The sequence below is a fragment of the Mumia zhuanghuii genome, assembly GCF_042681565.1.
In the GTDB taxonomy this organism is placed as follows: domain Bacteria; phylum Actinomycetota; class Actinomycetes; order Propionibacteriales; family Nocardioidaceae; genus Mumia.
This window is the reverse complement of record NZ_JBHUFT010000008.1, coordinates 1,708,411-1,727,914: the sequence shown is the minus strand read 5'-3', so window position 1 is coordinate 1,727,914 and position 19,504 is coordinate 1,708,411. Positions and strand designations below refer to the sequence as shown.

Annotated in this window: 18 protein-coding genes; 12 read left to right on the top strand and 6 right to left on the bottom strand. The window is 70.6% G+C overall.

What is annotated here, in order from left to right; all coding sequences use genetic code 11:
• Positions 1–3: 3 nt before the first annotated feature.
• Positions 4–1,416 carry a cytochrome ubiquinol oxidase subunit I gene (locus tag ACFSDF_RS16775; RefSeq protein ID WP_167003681.1) on the bottom strand — a complete coding sequence of 471 codons (1,413 nt, stop codon included), beginning with the start codon at positions 1,414–1,416 and terminating at the stop codon, positions 4–6.
• Between the two features lie 178 nt (positions 1,417–1,594).
• Here ACFSDF_RS16775 and ACFSDF_RS16770 point away from each other — a divergent pair, with 178 nt between their 5' ends.
• A complete protein-coding gene (locus tag ACFSDF_RS16770; RefSeq protein WP_167003684.1) occupies positions 1,595–2,020 on the top strand; it encodes a BlaI/MecI/CopY family transcriptional regulator in 426 nt (141 codons plus the stop codon).
• Positions 2,017–2,913, top strand: coding sequence for a M56 family metallopeptidase (locus ACFSDF_RS16765; RefSeq protein ID WP_167003686.1), 897 nt, complete (start codon positions 2,017–2,019; stop codon positions 2,911–2,913). The genes ACFSDF_RS16770 and ACFSDF_RS16765 overlap by 4 nt, the downstream gene beginning before the upstream one ends.
• Here the strand turns inward: ACFSDF_RS16765 and ACFSDF_RS16760 are convergent.
• Together ACFSDF_RS16760 and ACFSDF_RS16755 are read right to left on the bottom strand one after the other, a co-directional pair.
• Positions 2,864–3,148, bottom strand: a complete 285-nt coding sequence (locus ACFSDF_RS16760; protein WP_167003688.1) for a hypothetical protein — start codon at positions 3,146–3,148, stop codon at positions 2,864–2,866. The genes ACFSDF_RS16765 and ACFSDF_RS16760 overlap by 50 nt on opposite strands.
• 62 nt (positions 3,149–3,210) lie before the next feature.
• Complete coding sequence (locus ACFSDF_RS16755; protein WP_167003690.1) at positions 3,211–3,657, bottom strand: aromatic ring-opening dioxygenase LigA; 447 nt, start codon at positions 3,655–3,657, stop codon at positions 3,211–3,213.
• A gap of 132 nt (positions 3,658–3,789) precedes the next feature.
• On the opposite strand from ACFSDF_RS16755, the gene ACFSDF_RS16750 reads away from it, so the two are divergent.
• From ACFSDF_RS16750 to ACFSDF_RS16740, 3 genes are read left to right on the top strand one after another with little or no spacing between them, the layout of a single operon-like run.
• Positions 3,790–4,362 carry an RNA polymerase sigma factor gene (locus tag ACFSDF_RS16750; RefSeq protein ID WP_208322361.1) on the top strand — a complete coding sequence of 191 codons (573 nt, stop codon included), beginning with the start codon at positions 3,790–3,792 and terminating at the stop codon, positions 4,360–4,362.
• The gene (locus ACFSDF_RS16745; protein WP_167003691.1) at positions 4,355–6,379 is read left to right on the top strand and encodes a beta-propeller domain-containing protein; all 2,025 of its coding nucleotides are present in this window, start codon (positions 4,355–4,357) and stop codon (positions 6,377–6,379) included. Before ACFSDF_RS16750 ends, ACFSDF_RS16745 begins: the two co-directional genes overlap by 8 nt.
• A gap of 27 nt (positions 6,380–6,406) precedes the next feature.
• Positions 6,407–6,931, top strand: coding sequence for a GNAT family N-acetyltransferase (locus ACFSDF_RS16740; protein ID WP_167003693.1), 525 nt, complete (start codon positions 6,407–6,409; stop codon positions 6,929–6,931).
• Between the two features lie 68 nt (positions 6,932–6,999).
• Here ACFSDF_RS16740 and ACFSDF_RS16735 read toward each other — a convergent pair whose 3' ends face one another.
• The 3 genes from ACFSDF_RS16735 to ACFSDF_RS16725 form a co-directional block, all read right to left on the bottom strand.
• Positions 7,000–7,431, bottom strand: a complete 432-nt coding sequence (locus tag ACFSDF_RS16735; protein WP_208322362.1) for an acyl-CoA thioesterase — start codon at positions 7,429–7,431, stop codon at positions 7,000–7,002.
• A 152-nt stretch (positions 7,432–7,583) separates the two neighbouring features.
• On the bottom strand, positions 7,584–11,141 hold the full coding sequence (smc, locus tag ACFSDF_RS16730; RefSeq protein ID WP_167003695.1) for a chromosome segregation protein SMC: 3,558 nt from the start codon (positions 11,139–11,141) through the stop codon (positions 7,584–7,586).
• Between the two features lie 163 nt (positions 11,142–11,304).
• Positions 11,305–11,502 (bottom strand): hypothetical protein, encoded by a 198-nt coding sequence (locus tag ACFSDF_RS16725; protein ID WP_167003697.1) that lies wholly within the window; start codon positions 11,500–11,502, stop codon positions 11,305–11,307.
• A gap of 266 nt (positions 11,503–11,768) precedes the next feature.
• On the opposite strand from ACFSDF_RS16725, the gene ACFSDF_RS16720 reads away from it, so the two are divergent.
• The 7 genes from ACFSDF_RS16720 (at position 11,769) to nagB (ending at position 19,422) form a co-directional block, all read left to right on the top strand.
• Complete coding sequence (locus tag ACFSDF_RS16720; protein WP_243842972.1) at positions 11,769–12,941, top strand: ROK family transcriptional regulator; 1,173 nt, start codon at positions 11,769–11,771, stop codon at positions 12,939–12,941.
• Positions 12,942–13,039: 98 nt separating this feature from the next.
• A complete protein-coding gene (locus ACFSDF_RS16715; RefSeq protein WP_167003699.1) occupies positions 13,040–14,287 on the top strand; it encodes an extracellular solute-binding protein in 1,248 nt (415 codons plus the stop codon).
• A gap of 111 nt (positions 14,288–14,398) precedes the next feature.
• Complete coding sequence (locus ACFSDF_RS16710; RefSeq protein WP_167004927.1) at positions 14,399–15,349, top strand: carbohydrate ABC transporter permease; 951 nt, start codon at positions 14,399–14,401, stop codon at positions 15,347–15,349.
• Positions 15,346–16,212, top strand: a complete 867-nt coding sequence (locus tag ACFSDF_RS16705; RefSeq protein ID WP_167003701.1) for a carbohydrate ABC transporter permease — start codon at positions 15,346–15,348, stop codon at positions 16,210–16,212. Before ACFSDF_RS16710 ends, ACFSDF_RS16705 begins: the two co-directional genes overlap by 4 nt.
• A complete protein-coding gene (locus tag ACFSDF_RS16700; RefSeq protein WP_377158373.1) occupies positions 16,209–17,696 on the top strand; it encodes a glycoside hydrolase family 3 N-terminal domain-containing protein in 1,488 nt (495 codons plus the stop codon). The genes ACFSDF_RS16705 and ACFSDF_RS16700 overlap by 4 nt, the downstream gene beginning before the upstream one ends.
• Positions 17,693–18,655, top strand: a complete 963-nt coding sequence (locus ACFSDF_RS16695; protein ID WP_167003705.1) for an ROK family protein — start codon at positions 17,693–17,695, stop codon at positions 18,653–18,655. Before ACFSDF_RS16700 ends, ACFSDF_RS16695 begins: the two co-directional genes overlap by 4 nt.
• Positions 18,643–19,422, top strand: coding sequence for a glucosamine-6-phosphate deaminase (gene nagB / locus ACFSDF_RS16690; RefSeq protein ID WP_167250359.1), 780 nt, complete (start codon positions 18,643–18,645; stop codon positions 19,420–19,422). The genes ACFSDF_RS16695 and nagB overlap by 13 nt, the downstream gene beginning before the upstream one ends.
• Positions 19,423–19,504: the final 82 nt, after the last annotated feature.

Sequence of the window (19,504 nt, the reverse complement as noted above, 5' to 3'; positions counted from 1 at the left end):
TTCCTAGTAGGCGAACGCCATCGGCTTGTCGTCGGGCTGCTTGCCGGTCTCGTTGTCAGGATCGACCTCCGGCAGCCCCTTCTTGATCGCCGACAGCAGCAGCTTGACCTCGACGACCGCCAACGCTCCGTACAGCAGGGTGAAGACGATCAGGGACGTGAGCACGGTGCCGGCCCCGACGTTCGGCGAGACACCGGCCTCGGTCCGCATCAACCCGAACACGATCCAGGGCTGACGACCCATCTCGGTGAAGATCCAGCCGAAGGAGTTCGCGAACAGCGGGAGCAGCGTCGCCGCGACGGCGAGCCAGATCGGCCATCGCCGGTCGCTGCGGGGGACGCGGCCCTTGCGCGTGACCCAGAGCATCCAGGCGCCGATCGCCATCGCGAGCGCGCCACAGGTGATCATCAGCCGGAACGACCAGTACGTGACGGGGATGTACGGCTTGTAGTTGCCGGGCCCGTACGTCTCCTCGTACTCCGCCTGCAGGTTGTTGATCCCCTGGACCTCACCGTTCCACGTGCCGGTGGCGAGGTACGACAGGAGGTGCGGGACCTCGAGCTGGTAGAAGGGCTTGTCACCGTCGAGCGAGCCGACCGTGAGGATCGAGAACGGCGCTGGTTGCTTGGTCTCGTACAGCGCCTCGGCCGCGGCCATCTTCATCGGCTGGACCTCGGTCATGACCTTGCCCTGGATGTCGCCGGTGACGACGGTGCCGAGCCCGGCGACGAGCAGGGTCACGGCGCCCAGACGAAGGGTGGAGCGGAACGCGTCCGCATCGACGGGCTTGCGTCGGATCAGCCACCACATCGAGACCGCGGCCATGAGGCCGCCGGCCACCATGAAGGCGCCGAACAGCGTGTGCGGCAGCGTGATGAGGACAACCTTGTTGGTCAGGACCTCGGTGAAGCTCTCCAGCTCCGCACGTCCGCGCTCGGCGTTGAACGTGTAGCCCACCGGGTTCTGCATGAAGGAGTTCGCCGCGAGGATGAAGTACGCAGAGAGAGCGGTGCCGATCGCCGCGATCCACATGCAGGCGTTGTGCACCGCGGGTGAGAGCTTGTCCCATCCGAAGATCCAGAGGCCAAGGAAGGTCGACTCGAGGAAGAAGGCCAGCAGGCCCTCGACTGCGAGCGGCGCACCGAAGATGTCACCGACGAAACGTGAGTAGTCGGACCAGTTCATGCCGAACTGGAACTCCTGCACGAGGCCGGTGACGATCCCCATCGCGAAGTTGATCAGGAACACCTTCCCGAAGAACTTCGTGAGTCTCAGCCATTTCTCGTTGCGCGTCCTTACCCAGGCCAGCTCCAGGCCTGCGACGAGGAACGAGAGCCCGATCGTGATCGGGACGAAGAAGAAGTGGTAGACGGTCGTGATGCCGAACTGCCACCGCGCCAACTCGAGGGCTTCCATGTCTCTCCCATGGCTCGAACTTCAGGTCACGCTAGTACCAGCGGCCCGGCCCGGCGACCCAGAAGATCCAGTCCCGCGAGGTCGATGACGACACGCTGTAGGAAAAACCTACTACGCTGCGTCGTAGATCAGTACGTGGGGTACGACACGGTGTCGTAGCAGCCCGTACACTCAACTCGTGGCACGACTTGGCGAGCTCGAACGCGAGGTGATGGACCTCCTCTGGGACGCGGACGACCCGCTGACCGGACGTGAGGTCCTCGATCTCCTGACCCCCAGCCGCGACCTCGCCTATACGACGGTCACCACGGTCCTCGACCGGCTCGCCCGCAAGGGGGTCGTCGCACGCCGCCGCGAGGGCCGCGCCTTCACGTACGCACCGCAGGTCGGCCGTGACGAGCTCACCGTGACGCTCATGCACGAGGTGCTCGCGTCGGCCGGCGAAGACCGTACGGCAGCGCTCGTCTACTTCGCCGAGACGGCCAGCGACGACGACGCCCAGGCGCTGCGCGCCGCGCTCGCCCGCATCGAGGCGAAGAACCCGCCGGTCGAGCCTCCGCCGGTCGAGCCTGTCCCGCCGGTCGAGCCTGTCGAGACCCCATGACCACCCCGCTCCTGCTGGGCCTGATCGGGCTCGCGCTCGCCCAGCCCGTGCCCGCCGTCCTGGCGCGGATGGAGTGGCCCTATCGCGCCCCGCGTGCCGCCGTCGTCCTCTGGCAGGCCCTGGCGCTCGCCGCGATCCTCGCCGTCGTCGGCGCCGGCCTGTCGGCGTCGTTGTGGCTGGTCGTGCACGAAGGCGCCCCGAACCCCGAGCCGGGTGCCTGGCGGGTCGCGCTGCACGTCGCATTCCTCGCACTCACGCTGGTCGTGGTGTTCCGTACGGCCTGGTCGATGGTGTCGGTCACCCTCGAGGTGCGTGCCGTACGACGGCGCCACCGGACCCTGGTGGACCTCGTCGCGAGCCGTGACGCGTCACGACGCTCCGTGCGCATCCTCGACACCAGCGAGCCCTTCGCCTACTGCCTCCCGGGCATGGACGCCCGCGTGGTCCTCTCGCGCGGCACCGTCGCCTCGCTGGATCCGTCCGAGCTCGACGCGGTGCTCGCCCACGAGCGCGCGCACCTGCGCGCACGTCACGACCTCGTGCTCGACGCCTTCACCGCGCTGCACCGCGCGTTCCCGCGCGTCCTGCGCAGCGAGGCCGCGCTGGCCTCGACCCGGGTCCTCGTGGAGCTGCTGGCCGACGACCATGCGCGACGCGCGAGCGGCACCACTCCCTTGGCGCGCGCGCTGGTCAAGATCGGCACGCGGCCGGCACCTGCCGGGGCCCTCGGCGCCACGACCACCCTCGTCCGTCGCATCGAGCGGCTGGAGGAGGAGCGGCCGGGCCGCCGAGAGGCGGTCGCCTGCTACGTGATGGCCGCGGTCGTCGTCGTCGGACCGACGGTCAGTCTCGCGGTGCCGTGGATGAGCTCAGCCTGGGCAACGTTGAGCTGACGTCGCCCTCGTGGCCGGCGTCGGGGTGGTGACCGATCTGCGCCCACTCCGCGATCGCCGTGAGCATCCGGTCGAGCGCCGCCGATCCCGGCACCCGCGCAGGCACCACCCGCCCCCGGTACGGATAGGCGAGCACCGCCGCCAACAACACGGCGGCGATGACGATGAGCAGCATGACGGGCACGATGACGACTGCCGACGACATGTAGCGCAGACCCCCCGGGATCGGTCTCAAACGGACTGCATCAGGCTCTCACACAGATCGTCTAGAGGCCGATCCAGGCGCGATGACCTTGGTCACTCCCGCGTGGATCCATCGGGCACGGGACCACCTGCCCGCGGGTCCGCACGGCTGCTCACGTCGCGGATCCCGAGCCCGATGAGGATGAAGATCACTCCCATCGCGGCCGCCATCGCCGCGACGCCGAAGGCGACGACGGAGGTGAACAGCGACGCCTGCAAGAACGCCGACGTCATCGCCGTCTCCCGCAGCGGGTCCTCCTGGTCGAGCTCAGCGTACGTCTTCCCGTCGGTCGACTCGAGCGTGTGCTTGTCGATGACCTTGGCCTGACAGTAGGCGCTGATCGGCCCTCGTACGGGGTCTCCCGCCGCGCAGTCGGCGTCATCGGCGACCGTGATCTTCTGGTCGGACAGGGTGGTGGAGACCATCACCCAGGTGACGATCGCCGCGACGATCATGATGGCGCCCAGCACGATCGAGGCGATGGAAGCGGTCTTGCGCATGGTGATCCTTTCGGCGGAACGGCGATGCGAGCGTGACCCCCTGCATATCGGGCCCGGATGACGCACGCAACAGGGACATGCGAAACCTTGACGCCGTCTGTAACTCTCCACGACGATCCGGACACTCACTTCATGACCGGCCGACCGGAGGAGGCGCCCGTGGACGACGTCGAGCGGCACGACATGCTCGAGGCGTGGTTCCACGCGTACGCCGACCGTGTGCTCGCGTACCTGATGCACCGGACCGACCCGGAGACGGCGCAGGACGTGATGCAGGAGGTGTTCGTGATCGCCTTCAAGAAGGCCGATGTCGTCCCGGAGCCCGCGCTCGGGTGGTTGTTCGGGACCGCGCGACGGGTGCTCGCCAACCATCGCCGCTCGTCTCGGCGGCGTGATCGGCTGACCGAGCGGATCGCCGTCGAGGCCGCGGTGTCCGCAGGCGCGTCGGGCGACGACATGGGCACTACCGACCGCCTCGCCCGCGCATTCAGCGCGCTCTCCCCCGCGGACCAGGAGGTCCTCTCGCTCAGCGCCTGGTACGACCTTGACGCCGATGAGGCGTCACGGGCGCTCGGGTGCTCGCGGGCGACCTACCGCGTACGCCTCCATCGTGCCCGGCGTCGGCTCGCCGAGCGGCTCGACGCGTCGGATCAGGCCGAGCGCCGGACCGACCCGAGCACACGGGCGGGAGCGACCCATGACTGACGACGACCTCGACCGCAGGCTCCGCGCGCTGCGTCCCCCGACTCCCGCTGACGACGGGTGGGCGGAGTCCGGTGCAGGTGAACGCCTGCTCGCTCGTGTCCGCGCAGCCACCGCTGTCTCCGCTTCGAGGGGCCACGCACCTCGCGCACACCGGCTGCGATTCGGCCTCGCCGCCGTCGCGGTGGCGGCCGTCGCCACCGTCGCTGTCTCGCTTCCGGGAGGCGTGGACGCTCCGCCACCGCGCAGCCCAGGTGGCGATGTCGCGTTCGCCGGCGCCCGCCCTGTCGCGCACACGCTGTCGGCCAGCGACAGCTGCGACGCCCTGCTCGCCGACCTGCGCGCGCACGCGGTGAAGAACGTCGACGCGTACGACCCGTTCTCGCTCTACGTAATGCCGGTAGCCGCACTGGAGAAGACGTCCGGAGACCTCGGGGCCAGCGCCAAGGGCACACCCGCGCACTCGACCACCAACAACCAGGAGGTCGGCGTCGACGAGCCCGACGTCGTCAAGACCGACGGCGCGCGCCTCGTCTCGATCACCGGCGGCGTCCTGCGCATCACCGACGTGGAGTCCCGTACGGTCGTCGGCACGCTCAACCTCACAGCCTATGCAGGTGCGGAGTCGGCCTCGCTCCTCGTGGACGGCGACCGCGCGCTCGTCACCTTGGGCGCGTCCGGCTCGGTCGCCTTGGGCCCGGCGGTCGAGAGCAGGTTCGCCGCTCCAGGCCCGCCGAGCAGCCTGTTCGTCCTTGTCGACCTCTCCGGCAAGGCGCCTCGCGTGCTGTCGATGCTGCGCCCCGACGGCGGCCTGGTCGACGCCCGCCTCGTCGACGGGCGCGTGCGTCTCGTGGTACGCAGCGCGGCCGACATCACCCTCCCGACGCTCCGACAGAGCGAGCAGAGCGATGCGACCCGCCGCGACGTGCTCGCGAAGGCGCCGCTCGATGCCTGGCTGCCCTCGTACGAGGTGACCACGGGCGGTGAGTCGACCACGACGACCGTGCCGTGCACCAGCGTCGTCCGGCCCCCCGACTACACGGGTGCGAGCCTGGTCACCGTCTACACGGTCGACCTCGGCGCAGACTCCTTCGGCGACCTCTCCCCCGTCACGCTCACCGCCGACGGCGCCACGGCGTACGCGAGTCCCACGAGCCTCTATCTCACGAGCTCCGACACGGCTCCGGCCGCCGGCAGCACCGAGATCCACCGCTTCGACCTCGCGCGGGCCGGCAAGCCGCTCTATCTCGGGTCCGGCAAGGTCGCCGGGCAGGTGCTCGACTCGTACTCGCTGTCGGAGTACGACGGCACGTTGCGGGTGGTCACGACCAGCGGCAGCTCCGAGCGGTCGCGGGCGACGTCGGTGTCCGCCCTCGACGCCGACACGCTCGCCGCCCGCGGCAGTGTCGGCGGGCTCGGCAAGGGTGAGGACGTGTACGGCGTGCGGTTCGTGGGCCCGTACGCCTACCTCGTGACGTTCCGTCAGATCGACCCGCTCTACGTCGTCGACCTCAGCGACCCCGCCCGGCCGGTCGCCTCCGGCGAGCTCAAGATCACCGGCTACTCCGACTATCTCCACGTCGTCGGCGACGGCCGCCTGCTCGGGGTCGGCATGGACGCGACCCGACGAGGCCGCACCACCGGCGCCCAGGTCTCGTTGTTCGACGTCGCCGAGCCGACGCGACCCGCGCTGCTGAGCCGGCTGCTCCACAGGCACAAGGACTCCTCCGACGTCGCCGATCCGCATGCGTTCCTCTGGTGGGAGGCCACGCGGACGGCCTTCGTCCCGCTGCGTGACTGGACCGGCGACGGACGCACGGAGATCCTCGCCGTGCGCGTGGACGGCGACTCCCTGCGAGAGCTCGGCACGCTCTCGCACCAGGAGGGGGCGAACCCATACGACGGCGGCATCCGCCGCGCGCTCGTCATCGGCGACACGGTCTGGACGCTCTCCGACGGTGGTCTGCAGCTCAACGCGGTCGACGACCTCACGCGGGAGGGGCGGATCTCGTTCGACTGAGGCGCCGGACGCACGTACGCTCTGCCGGTGCCTCTCCCCCGCGCCTGCATCGTCCACCTCGCGCCCGAAACGATCAGCGCGCTGGCCGACGGCGACCTCGACGCCGCCAACGCCACCTCACCCGTGCCGCTGACTGAGCCGTTCGTCAGCGAGACGTTCCGCGCCGTCTGGCGGATGCGCGCACGCCAGGTCGTCGACGACCCCGCCAGCGCGGAGTGGGTCACCGGCGTGATCTGGGACGAGGACGCCGAGGTCGCGGTCGGGAGGGCAGGATTCCACGGGCCTCCCGACACCGACGGCATGGTGGAGATCGGGTACGAGGTCGACCCTTCGTACCGGCGCCGTGGCTTTGCCCGTGCGGCCCTCACCGCACTGATCGCCCGCGCCGACGCTGACCCGACAGTGGCGGTCGTCCGGGTGACGATCGCCCCGGACAACACGCCGTCGCGTGACCTCGCGCTGCCGTTCGGATTCGTCCACGTGGGCGAGCAGTGGGACAAGGAGGACGGGCTCGAGCTCGTGTACGAACGGCCCGCACGGCCTCAGGCCTAGGTGCGCGGTGTCTCCCCGGTCGACCGCGCTCTCGGCAGCGCCTTCGTCGGCAGCCGCCTGCGCCCCGCTCAGCCCCGTACGAGAGGGGTGACCGCGTCGCGGATCGCCTCCGGGACCGGGGTGACCGTGCGGTCCTCGCGGGTGACGTAGACGTGGACGAAACGGCCGATCGCGGCCGGCTCGGGCGACTCCCCCTGGAACAGCCCGATCTCGTACACGATCGAGGAGCTGCCCAGCCTCGTGACCGCCAGCCCGACCTCGACGTCCTCGGGGAAGCCGAGCTCGCGCTTGAACTGGCAGCCGGTCTCGACGACGAGCCCGATCGCGTCGAGGCGGCGGATGTCGGTGCCGGTGGCGTCGATGAGGTAACCGTTCACCGCGGTGTCGAAGTAGGAGTAGTAGGTCACGTTGTTCACGTGGCCGTACACGTCCTCGTCGGACCACCGCGTCGTGAGGCGGCGCAGCACCGGGAAATCGTCACGCGTGGGGAGGACAGTCACGCGCCGGACGATACCGGGCGAGGCTACGACAAGCGCACACCCCGCCGCCAGGTTTCGACAAGCTCAACCAACGAACTCCCCCGCCGGTCGAGCCTGTCGAGACCACGACAAGCTCAACCCACGAACACCCCGCTGGTCGAGCCTGTCGAGACCTACGCCGGCTCGGCCTCGCGCATCCGCTGGCTGATCACCGCGGACACCCCGTCGCCGCGCATCGAGACCCCGTACAGCGCGTCAGCGACCTCCATCGTGCGCTTCTGGTGCGTGATCACGATGAGCTGGCTGTTCTCGCGCAGCTCCTCGTAGATCTCCAGCAGGCGCCCGAGGTTGGTGTCGTCGAGCGCCGCCTCGACCTCGTCGAGGATGTAGAACGGGCTCGGCCGCGCCTTGAACAACGCCACCAAGAACGCCACGGCGACCAGCGACCGCTCTCCACCGGACAGCAGCGACAACCGCTTGACCTTCTTGCCCGGCGGCCGGGCCTCGACCTCGATGCCAGTGGTGAGCATCGACGACGGGTCGGTGAGGATCAAACGGCCCTCGCCTCCGGGGAACAGCCGCGAGAAGACGCCCTCGAACTCCCTGCTCACGTCCTCCCAGGCACTCGTGAACACCTGCTCGACGCGCCGGTCGACCTCGGTGACGATCTCGAGGAGGTCCTTGCGGGTCTTGCGCAGGTCCTCCAGCTGCTCGGACAGGAACTTGTGCCGCTCCTCCAGCGCCGAGAACTCCTCAAGCGCGAGCGGGTTGACCTTGCCGAGCAGCGCGAGCGACTTCTCGGCGGCACGCAGCCGCTTCTCCTGCTCGGCACGGACGTACGGGACGGGCTCGGGGTCGGGATCGTCCTCGGCAGCGTCGACGGGACGTGGCACGGGGACGAGGGCCTCGGGACCGTACTCCGTGACGAGCGAGTCCGGCTCGATCCCGATCTCCTCGAGCGCTCGCGTCTCGAGCGCCTCGATCCGCAGGCGCTGCTCGGCGCGGGCGACCTCGTCGCGGTGCACCGAGTCGGTGAGACGCGCGAGCTCGACGGACAGGTCACGCAGGCGGCGCCGTACGTCGGCGAGCTTCTGCTCACGCTCCGCGCGCGCCGCCGTGATCGCGTCGCGCGCCGTCTTGGCGGCGGCCAGCGACACCGCGAGGTGCTCCAGGACGACCTGCGTCGCCTCGCCCACCGCACGCGCGGCGACACCTTCGCGGCGCATCCGCTCACGACGGACGCGGTCACGCTCGCGCGCGGCACGCTCCTCGGCGGCACGACGACGCAGACCTGCGGCACGGCCGGAGATCGCGCGGGCACGCTCCTCGCTCGTGCGTAGGGCCAGGCGAGCCTCGGTCTCGGCCGCGCGGCGCTGCTTGGCCGTCTCCGCGAGCTGTTCGCGCGGCTCCGTGTCCGGCTCGTCCTCCGGCGCGTTCTCGGCTTCGGTCAGCCGCTGCTCGAGCGCCTCCAGCCCGGAGGACGCGTCGTCGCGGGCCTTCTGAGCGTTCGTGATCGCGGCCGCGAGGCGGGTGGCCTCGTCGCGGGCCGCCTTCACGGTCGAGCCGAGCTGGGCGAGCTTCTCGGTGAGGGCGTTGGCCTTGGCCTCGGACTCGCGCCGCTTGGCCATGGCCACGTCGAGGCGCTGCTTAGCCTCGTCGCGCTGGCCCTTCAGACGGACGACCTCGGCGTCCAGCTCCGTACGGCGCCCAGCGACGTCACGGAGGCCTTCGGCCGCCTGGTCGACCGCGGCTTGCACCTCGATCAGGCTCGGGATGTCCTGTGAACCGCCGGCCACGTAGTGGCTGCCGACCACGTCACCCTCGCGAGTCACCGCGGTGACGGTCGGCTCTCGGTCGACGACGTCGCGGGCCGTCGCCAGGTCGTCGACGACCACGACCCGGTCGAGGAGGCGGCCGAGCGAGGCGAGCACGCCGTGCGGCGCCTCCACCACGTCGAGCGCGTACGTGGCCGCGTCGGGCAGCGCCGGCCAGCCGGCGCGGTCGGTCGCAGGCGCGGATCCGACGACCAGCCCGGCGCGACCGTCCTCCGTCGCCTTGAGCGACTCCACCGCGGACAGCGCGGTGACCAAGGAGTCGACGGCCACTGCGTCGGCGGCCGGTCCGAGCGCCGCGGCGACCGCAGCCTCGTACCCGGCCTGGACGGTGACGACGGCGGCGACCGAGCCGAGCACGCCACCGAGGCGCTCGGACGCACCGAGCACCGCCCCCGCGCCGTCCTTGCGCGACAGGCCCATCTCGAGAGCCTCTTTTCGGGCCTCGAGCCCGGCGCGCTCCCGGTCGGCGACGTGAACCGCGTCGGTGGTCTTGGCGAGGCGGTCGGAGGCGTCGGCGAGCGCGGCCTCAGCGCCGTCAATCTCGGCGGTGAGCCCGGTCTCTCCGGAGTCGAGCCCGGCGACCTGGGTCTCGGCGACGGTGAACTCGTGCTGAGCGCGCTCGGCACGCTTCTCGGCGAGGTCGCGGCTCTCCTCCAGCCGGCCGATCTCCTCCTCGGCGGCGAGCACCCGCGTACGGAGGGTGTTGACCTGCCCCGTGAGGCGCGCCAGCCCCTCGCGGCGGTCGGACGCGGCGCGGACGAGGTCGGCGATGCGCCGCTCCTCAGCCTGGTACGCCGCCTCGGCCGCCTTGCGTACGGTGATGGCGTCCTCGAGCCCCTTCTCGGCGGCGCCGACCTCCTCGGAGATGGCCTTCTCCTGGGCCTCGAAGCGGCCGGCCTCCTCCTCGAGCTCCTCCGGGTCACGCCCGCGCCGTTCGTCGGCCGGCATCGCCGCGGCGTTGCGCACCCGCTCTGCGGCCAGGCTCGCCGTGCCCTGGAGGCGATCGCGCAGGTTGTTGAGCCCGTACCACGTGTCCTGCGCCGCCTGCATCCGCGGCGCATCCTCGCGCAGCGCGTCCTCGAGCGCCGCCTCCTCGGTCCGCATCTGGGCGACGGAGCCCTCGACGGCGGTCCTCTTGAGCCGCAGCGCCTCCTCGTCGGCGAGCTCGGACTGCAGCTGATCACGCGCTCGAAGGACGTCGTCGGCAAGCAGACGGGCACGCGCGTCACGGACGTCGGCCTGGACGACGGCGGCCCTGCGGGCGACCTCCGCCTGGCGGCCGAGCGGCTTGAGCTGGCGTCGGATCTCGGCGAGGAGGTCCTGGAGGCGCGTGAGGTTGCCCTCGGTCGCGTCGAGCTTGCGGAGCGCCTTCTCTTTGCGCTTACGGTGCTTGAGGACGCCGGCGGCCTCCTCGACGAAGCCGCGGCGCTCCTCCGGCGACGCGCGCAGGACGGAGTCGAGCTGGCCCTGGCCGACGATGACGTGCATCTCGCGGCCGATGCCCGAGTCGCTCAGGAGCTCTTGGACGTCGAGGAGGCGGCACGGGTTGCCGTTGATCGCGTAGTCGGAACCGCCGTTGCGGAACATGGTCCGCGAGATCGTCACCTCGGCGTAGTCGATCGGCAGAGCGCCGTCGCCGTTGTCGATGGTGAGGACCACCTCGGCACGCCCGAGCGGGGCTCGGGCGGAGGTGCCGGCGAAGATGACGTCCTCCATCTTGCCGCCGCGCAGGGACTTGGCTCCCTGCTCGCCCATCACCCATGCAAGGGCGTCGACGACGTTGGACTTGCCCGAGCCGTTGGGTCCGACGACACAGGTGATGCCGGGCTCGAGCTGGAGGTGGGTGGCGGACGCGAAGGACTTGAACCCACGCAGCGTCAGGCTCTTGAGATGCAAGCCATGCTCCTTCGCACGACGACGGTCGGACGGCGCTGAAGTGCAGCCGGTCGGCTACGGGCAGCGGGGAAGGATGCCGTCCTCAGAGTAGGTGACCGACGGGGGTGGTCCGTCGCGCCACGCCCGGGCAGCGCGACAGGAGACGCGCACCGGGAACCGCGGATCAGGAGCGGGCGGGCTCGAGAAGATCGGCGGTCGAGAGGTCCACGGGACCGAGGTCGGAGCCGGCGACCAGCTCGTCGTTCTCGTGCTTGAGCCGGATCACCTCGGCCTCGAGATCGGCGATGCGGCGTCGGAGCTGCGCCTCGCGGGCCTGGTGAACGTTCGGCGTCGCCACGTAGCCGAGGAGAGCCTTGGCCATCGGAATCCTTCGCATCGGGAGTGAGCAGGTGGCGCACGCGCCGATCCGCGAGAAGCGAGCCGGGACGGCGGACTACGCCGTCTCCCAGTGTCGCACCTGGTGACGTACCCGGTCAATGTGGCCCCGGCGACGTCACCCCCCAGACCGGCGCCGTGGACACCGAGCGACCGACGGCCGGTGCGGGGCGCGCGAGCCGAGGCGAGGCGAAGATAACGAAATGCCCACGACGCTTGACCGAAGGTTTGTTAGTAGGCTGAACTAACAACGTGATCGAGCGGACCACCCTCCCCGGCGAAGCCCGGACGATGCCTCCCCTGCGGCAGCGTCCAGCCCGCCGCGCGACCGACAAGGTGCTGCCCGCCGACACCCGGCGGCACCACCTCTCGCTGCTCCTGCAGTGCCTCGCAGACGAGGGGTCGCTCAGTCGCGCCGACCTCGCGCGCGCCACGTCCCTGACCCGCGTCACCGTCTCCGACCTGGTCACCGAGCTCCTTGCCGACGGTCTCGTCGCCGAGCTCGGCACCAAGCCCGGTGCTCGTCCCGGCAAGCCTGCAACCCTGCTCGGTCTCGTCTCCGACGCGGTGCTCATCGCCGCGCTCGACCTCTCCGACGACACGATCCTCCGCGGCGCGCTCATGGATCTCGAAGGTCAGATCGTCGCGCGAGACAGCGCCGCGCTCGGTGACGCCCGGGGCGAGGACGCCGTCGACCTCGTCGTCGCGCTGGTCCGCTCCCTCGTCGACGCTTCCCCGCGTCCCGTCCTGGGAGTCGGCATCGGCACCCCCGGCGTCGTCGACCACCGAGGCGTCGTCCGTCAGGCCCCCAACCTCGGCTGGTACGAGCTCCCGCTCGCCGAGATCGTCAGCGACCGCGTCGGCCTGCCGGTGTCGATCGCGAACGACGCGAACATCGCCGCCCTCGCCGAGTGCACCTTCGGCGCCGGCAACGCCGACGGACTCCTGCTCGTCGCCATCGGCCTCGGCGTCGGTGGCGGCATCCTCATGGACGGCGCGATGCTCGGCGGCCCGCTGCTGTCGGCCGGCGAGGTCGGCCACGTGGTCGTCGAGCCCGGCGGCACCCCGTGCGCCTGCGGCAACCGCGGCTGCCTCGAGACGGTGCTCGCGATCCCTCGCCTCCGTGACCGCCTCGCCGACGCGGCGCCCAACGCCGCCGACGCGGAGCTGCGCACGGTCGGCACGACGCTGGGGACCGTCCTCGCTCCCATCGTCACCACCCTCGGCATCACCGATGTCGTGCTCTACGGCCCCGTCGAGCTGCTGGACGGCCCCCTCCTGGAGGCAGTCCGCGCTGCGGTGGTCGAACGGAGCATGCCGGTCGTCGCCGAGAACCTTGACGTGCGGATGGCCTCGCTCGCGCGGGACGTCGTCCTCACGGGTGCAGCGGCTCAGGTCCGCTTCGCCCAGCTAGGGGTGGTCTGACACCGGATCCGTCGCCACGCGATCGCACTCCTGTGTCGTCACCCACCCCTCACCAGATGGCCGGCCGCGGCCCTCTCACCCCCCGAAGGAACGAAACAATGAAGAATCTGACTCGACTGGCGGCGCTGGGTGTGGCTTCCGCACTCGCCCTCACCGCCTGTGGCTCCGACTCCGGCGACGACTCCGCGTCGGGCACCCAGGTCGTCAAGCTCTGGCTCGCCGGCGAGACCGACACGCCCGAGGACCTGACCAAGTGGCTCGAGAAGGAGTACGAGGCCCAGAACGAGGGCACCGACCTCAAGATCGAGCGCATCGACTGGGGCCAGCTGATCCCGCGACTGCAGACCGCACTGAGCGACGAGAACCAGACGCCCGACGTCTTCGAGGTCGGCAACACGCAGGCGGCGACCTTCACATCGGTCGGCGCGTTCACCGACCTCACCGACAAGGTGAGCGACCTCGGCGACACCATCGCGCCGGAGAGCTTCGTCGAGGCCGGCTCGTACGACGGCAAGCAGTTCGCCCTTCCTTACTACTGGGGCTCGCGCTACGTCTTCTACAGCAAGAAGGCCTTCGCCGACGCCGGCATCACGCCGCCGAAGACTCTCGCCGAGTTCAACAAGGCCGCGGTCACGCTCAAGGCCAAGGGCGGCAAGGACTACTCGGGCTTCTGGGTTCCCGGCCAGGACTGGCGCAACGGCATCTCGTGGCTGTTCGCCAACGGTGGCGACATCGCCGCCCAGGAGGGTGACAGCTGGGTCGGCAAGCTCTCCTCCCCCGAGAGCGTCAAGGGCCTCGAGGAGTGGAAGAACCTCTCCGACAACGCCAGCGCCGCCCCGAAGGACGGGCTCGACGCCGAGGCGTGGGTTCCGTACAACAACGGCGAGGCCGCGATGTTCATGGCGCCGGGTTGGGCACGCTGGAGCGTCCCCGAGGAGATGGCCACCGACCTGGGCGGCTTCGCACTGCCGGGCACTGACGGCAACGCCGCGCCGGTGTTCGCGGGCGGCTCCAACATCGGCATCTCGGCCAAGTCCAAGAAGCAGGACGAGGCGTACGCGCTGCTGAAGCTCATCTACAGCGACGAGTACCAGACGATGCTCGCCGAGAACGGTCTCGGCCCGGCGAACCCGGAGTTCACGGCCAAGATGGGTGACGACGAGTTCGCTCAGGCGTCGATCGCGGCTGCCTCGAACTCCAAGCTGACCCCGACTTCCCCGCACTGGACCGAGGTCGAGACGACGCAGGTGATGGAGGAGTTCTTCGGCAAGCTCGCCGGCGGCGAGGACGTCGCGAAGACCGCCAAGGAGTACGACGCGAAGCTCGAGGCCATCCTCAACAAGTAGGCCCTCGGGACTCGTCCCGTACGTACGACCAGGTACGGGGCCCGTCGCGACTCCCCCGCCGCGACGGGCCCCGTACCCCTTCACCACGACAGGCAGACCATGGCTCAGGCGATGACCTACGACGCGCCCCCGACGGAGACTGAGGCGGATCCCCCGCCGCTGCGGAACCGGCGGCGGCGCCCCGCTCCGTACCTCCTGCTCGTCCCTGCGCTGCTCACGCTGGCCCTCGGTCTCGGCTACCCGCTGGTCCGCCAGATCCTCATGTCGTTCCAGGAGTTCGGCCTGGCCCAGCAGTTCGGCACCGCAGAACCGGGCTGGATCGGACTCGACAACTACGTCCACGTCCTCACCGACAAGACGACGTGGCTCGTCATCGCCCGCTCGGTGGCCTTCTGCTTCGCCGCGGCCTCCCTGACGATGGTGATCGGGATGGCGCTCGCGCTGCTGATGCGCCAGGTGTCCACGGCCGCCCGCATCATCTTGCAGGTCTCGCTGCTCGCCGCGTGGGCGAGCCCGCTGATCGCCAGCCTGACGGTGTGGAACTGGCTGTTCGACACCCGCTACGGCGTCGTCAACTGGCTGCTGGTGAAGGTCGGGTTCGCCTCGTTCGACGGCTACTCGTGGCTCGCGAACCCGTGGACCTTCTTCCTCGTCGCCGGCGTGATCGTGGTCTGGATGAGCGTGCCGTTCGTGGCGTTCAGCTTGTACGCGGCGCTGACGCAGGTGCCCGAGGAGACGCTCGAGGCGTCGCAGCTCGACGGCGCCTCGCGGACCCAGCGGTTCCGCTTCATCGTCCTGCCGACGATCCGCCCGGTGCTCTCGATCGTGATGCTGCTGCAAATCGTGTGGGACCTGCGCCTGTTCGCGCAGATCAAGTACCTCCAAGGCGCGGGCGGCACGGTGAGCGAGACGAACCTGCTCGGCACCTACCTCTATCAGCTCGGCGTCGCGCAGAGCGAGTACGGCATGGCCTCTGCCGTGGCGATGCTCATGCTGCTTCTGACACTCGTCCTGACGTTCGGCTACGTCCGTTCGTTGCTGCGTGAGGAGCGCGCGTCATGACCGCACCCGCTACCCCGACACTCCGCCGTCGCCGTCCTCGCAAGGGCCGCAGGCTCTCCAGCGCCGTCGCGATCCTGGTCGCGGCCGTGTGGGCGTTCCCCGTCTACTGGATGGTCAACAGCTCGTTCCAGAGCAGCAGCCGTCTACGGGCTCCCGACCCGGCGTGGCTCCCGTTCAACGACGAGGCGAGCACGGACGCGTACGGGCGCGTGGTCGACGCGTCGTTCTGGCACTCGATGCAGCTCAGCCTCACCGTCACGGTCCTCGCGGTCGTCGCAGGCCTGGCGTTCGCGTTCCTCGCGGCGCTGGCGATCTCGCGCTTCCGCATCCGCGGCAAGGGCGCGTTCATCATCGTCATCCTCGTCGTGCAGATGATCCCTGCGGAGGCGCTGTTCATCTCGCAGTACAAGATGCTGTCCGGCTGGGGCCTGTTCAACACGGTCGCCGGGCTCACGCTGCTCTACCTCGCGATGATCCTGCCGTTCACGGTGTGGATGCTGCGCGGGTTCGTCGCCGGCGTACCGGCCGAGCTCGAGGAGGCGGCGATGGTGGACGGCTGCAGCCGCTTCCGTGCGTTCTTCACGATCACGTTCCCGCTGCTGGCGCCCGGTCTGGTCGCCTCGGGCGTGTACGGATTCCTCCAGTGCTGGAACGAGATCACTCTCGCGACCGTCGTCATGGACCCGTCCAACCGTACGATCCCACTGTGGCTGCAGGGCATGACGACGGTCTCCAACCAGGCAATCGACTGGCCAGCAGTGATGGCCGGTGCCACACTCGTCGCCGTGCCGGTGATCGGGCTGTTCATGTTCGTCCAGAACAAGATGACCAGCGGCATGGTCTCCGGGGCGGTCAAGGGATGAGCCCCGACGCCGCCGTGCGCCGCGCCGCGCATCGGGTGGTTCTCGGCGCCTTCGAGGGCCCCGACGTCCCAGCCTGGCTGCCCGGGCTGGTCGAGGACGGGTTGGGCGGGATCTGCCTGTACGGCAACAACCTGACCGCCGACCCGGCCGACGCGCTCACCCTCGCCCGCGAGGTCAGCGCCCTCTCCCCTGCTCTGACCCTCGCGCTGGACGAGGAGGGCGGCGACGTCACGCGCCTGCACTACGCCACTGGCAGCCCGTACCCGGGCAACGCCGTGCTCGGCCGGTACGACGACACCGCCACCACCGACGCCGTGGCCGCGGCGATCGGCGCCACGCTGAAGAGCGCCGGCATCTGGCTCAACCTCGCCCCCGACGCGGACATCAACTCCAACCCGCGCAACCCCGTCATCGGCACGCGCAGCTTCGGTGACACCCCGGATCTCGTCGCGCGGCACACCGCCGCGTGGGTCGGCGGGCTCCAGGAGCAGGGCGTCGCGGCGTGCGTCAAACACTTCCCCGGCCACGGCGACACCGAGGCTGACTCGCACCTCGCGCTCCCCCGGGTCGACGCCGACCTGGAGACGCTGCGCGCACGCGAGCTCGTGCCGTTCGTCGCGGCGATCGAGGCTGGTGCCGCCACGATCATGACCTCGCACATCGTGCTGCCGGCCCTCGACGCAGACCGCCCCGCGACTCTGAGCCACGCGATCCTCACGGGGCTGCTGCGCGACGAACTCGGCTTCGACGGCGTGATCGTCACCGACGCGCTCGACATGGCAGGAGCGAGCGCGACGATCGGCATCCCTGCCGCGGCGGTCGCCTCGCTCGCCGCGGGAGCCGACCTGCTGTGCATCGGCCCGTCGCTGAGAGGCCGCGGACCTGACGACGTACGGGACGTCGTCGCCGCGATCGTCGCCGCGGTGGCGTCCGGCGACCTGTCCGCCGCGCGGCTGCACGACGCTGCCGCCCGTGTCGACGCCCTCGCCGCCTCGTACGGGACCGACGTCGTCCCCGCAGATCCCGCCGTCGTCGACCGCGGGCTGACGCTCGGCGGTACGGCGGCTGCTGCCGTCCTCGACGAGATCGGTACCTTTCGTCCCGGCACGCCGCTGGTCGTCCGGCTCGAGACCGGCGCCAACATGGCCGTCGGCGGCGCTGCCTGGGGAGACCTGGGGATCGACGCGACGACGCTCGTGCCGGGTGCGGACGGCGGCCTCGACGTCGCGGAGGTCGCCTCGTACGACGGGCCGGTCATCGTGGTGGCTCGCTCAGCCGCCGCCGACGACCGCGCGTGGACCTGGCTGCGCTCCCTCGTGGAGCAGCGACCCGACACTCTCGTCGTCGAGCTCGGGTGGCCCTCACCCGAGGTCATGACACTCCCCCGCGTCGTCCGCGGGTGGGGTGCATCGGCGACGGTGTCACGGGTCGTGGGTACGGCGATCGCGTCCGCGCTCGCCGAGTCGACCGGAGAGGAACGATGACCGCCGTCAGGATCGGGCTCGACATCGGCGGCACCAAGGTCCACGGGATCGCCGCAGACGTGACGCGCCCCGGAGAGGTCCTCGCCGACGTGCGGATGCCGACCGTCGTCGGCCCTGCGGGTGTCGTCGCGACCTCGCTGGAGGTCGTGAAGCACCTCGTCGAGGCGCTTCCGGCTGGGACGACGCTGGCCGCCGTCGGTGCCGGCATCCCGGGGGCGGTCGACGCTGCCGGCGTCCTCACCAACGCGGTCAACCTCGACATCGATGCAGCATTTGACCTGCGCGGCGCCCTGACGAGCGCGCTGTCGGTGCCGGTCACGGTGAACAACGACGTCAACGCCGCCGCCCGCGGGGTCGCCACGTGGCTCTCCGAGCAGGGGCAGCCTGATGACGTTGCACTCATCTCGGTCGGCACCGGGCTCGCTGCCGGCTTCGTGCTGGACGGGCGCCTGCGCCGCGGAGCGTACGGGGTGGTCGGCGAGGTCGGGCACCTCTCCGTCGTGGAAGACGGGCCCCGGTGCACGTGCGGGCAGCACGGATGCCTCGAGCTGTACGCGTCGGGCCGCGGGCTCGCCCGCCAGTGGCCGTACGGCGGTCCCGGCCCGCAGCCGGCTGCGCTGTTCGACGCCGCCGACGCGGGAGACGAGCGCGCGCTCGCGATCCGTGACTCGTTCGTGCACTGGCTCAGTGAGGCGATCCGCATCGTCACCCTGAGCGTCGACCCCGCGCACGTCGTCCTCGCCGGTGGCGTGATGCGGCTCGGCGCACGGGTCATGGAACCGTTGTTCGCCCAGCTCGACGCCACCGAGGGCGTGTCGCCGTTCGTCGCGAGCCTGCGGCTGCGCGACCGGACGACCGCGCTGCCGCAGGCCTACCCTGCCGCCGCGCTCGGGGCTGCCGAGCTGGCCGCGCCCGAGGGTGCGTCCGACGAGGAAGGACTGTCGTCGTGGAGGTCGTGATCTGCGCGTCCGCCGAGGAGATCGGCCAGCACGTCGCGGACGTGTACGAGGCTGTGCTTCGCGGCCCCGCGCCCGTGCTCGGGCTGGCGACCGGCTCCTCGCCGCTGGCCGCCTACCAGGAGATGATCCGGCGGCACCGCGAGCACGGGCTGTCGTTTGCGCACGCGACGGCGTTCCTGCTCGACGAGTACGTCGGACTGCCTGCGTCGCACCCGGAGTCGTACGCCGCGGTGATCCGGCGGGAGCTGACCGAGCACGTCGACCTCTACCCGGCGCAGGTGCACTCTCCGCACGGCGAGGCATCCGACCTTGCTGCCGAGTGCTCCCGCTACGACGCGGCGATCGCGGCCTCGGGCGGCATCGACGTGCAGCTGCTCGGGATCGGGACCGACGGTCACATCGGGTTCAACGAACCCATGTCGTCGCTGGCGTCACGCACCCGGCCCAAAACGCTGACGGAGCAGACCCGCCAGGACAACGCGCGCTTCTTCGCCTCCGTCGACGAGGTGCCGACCCATGTACTGACCCAGGGCCTCGGCACCATCCGCGAGGCGCGCCACCTCGTGCTGGTCGCGACCGGCGAGGGCAAGGCCGACGCGATTGCGGCCGCGGTCGAGGGGCCGTTGTCGGCGCGCTGCCCCGCGTCGATCCTCCAGTGGCACCCGCACGCGACCGTGTTCGTGGACGACGCGGCGGCGTCGCGCCTGGACTTCGCGGACTACTACCGGCACACGTTCGCGCGCAAGCCCGCCTGGCAGGGCTTCTGAGGGTCCCGTCCCGTCCGCGATTCGGGCAGTTCTCCACCGAACCCGGTCGCAGGTTCGGTGGAGAACCGCCCGAATCGGGGAC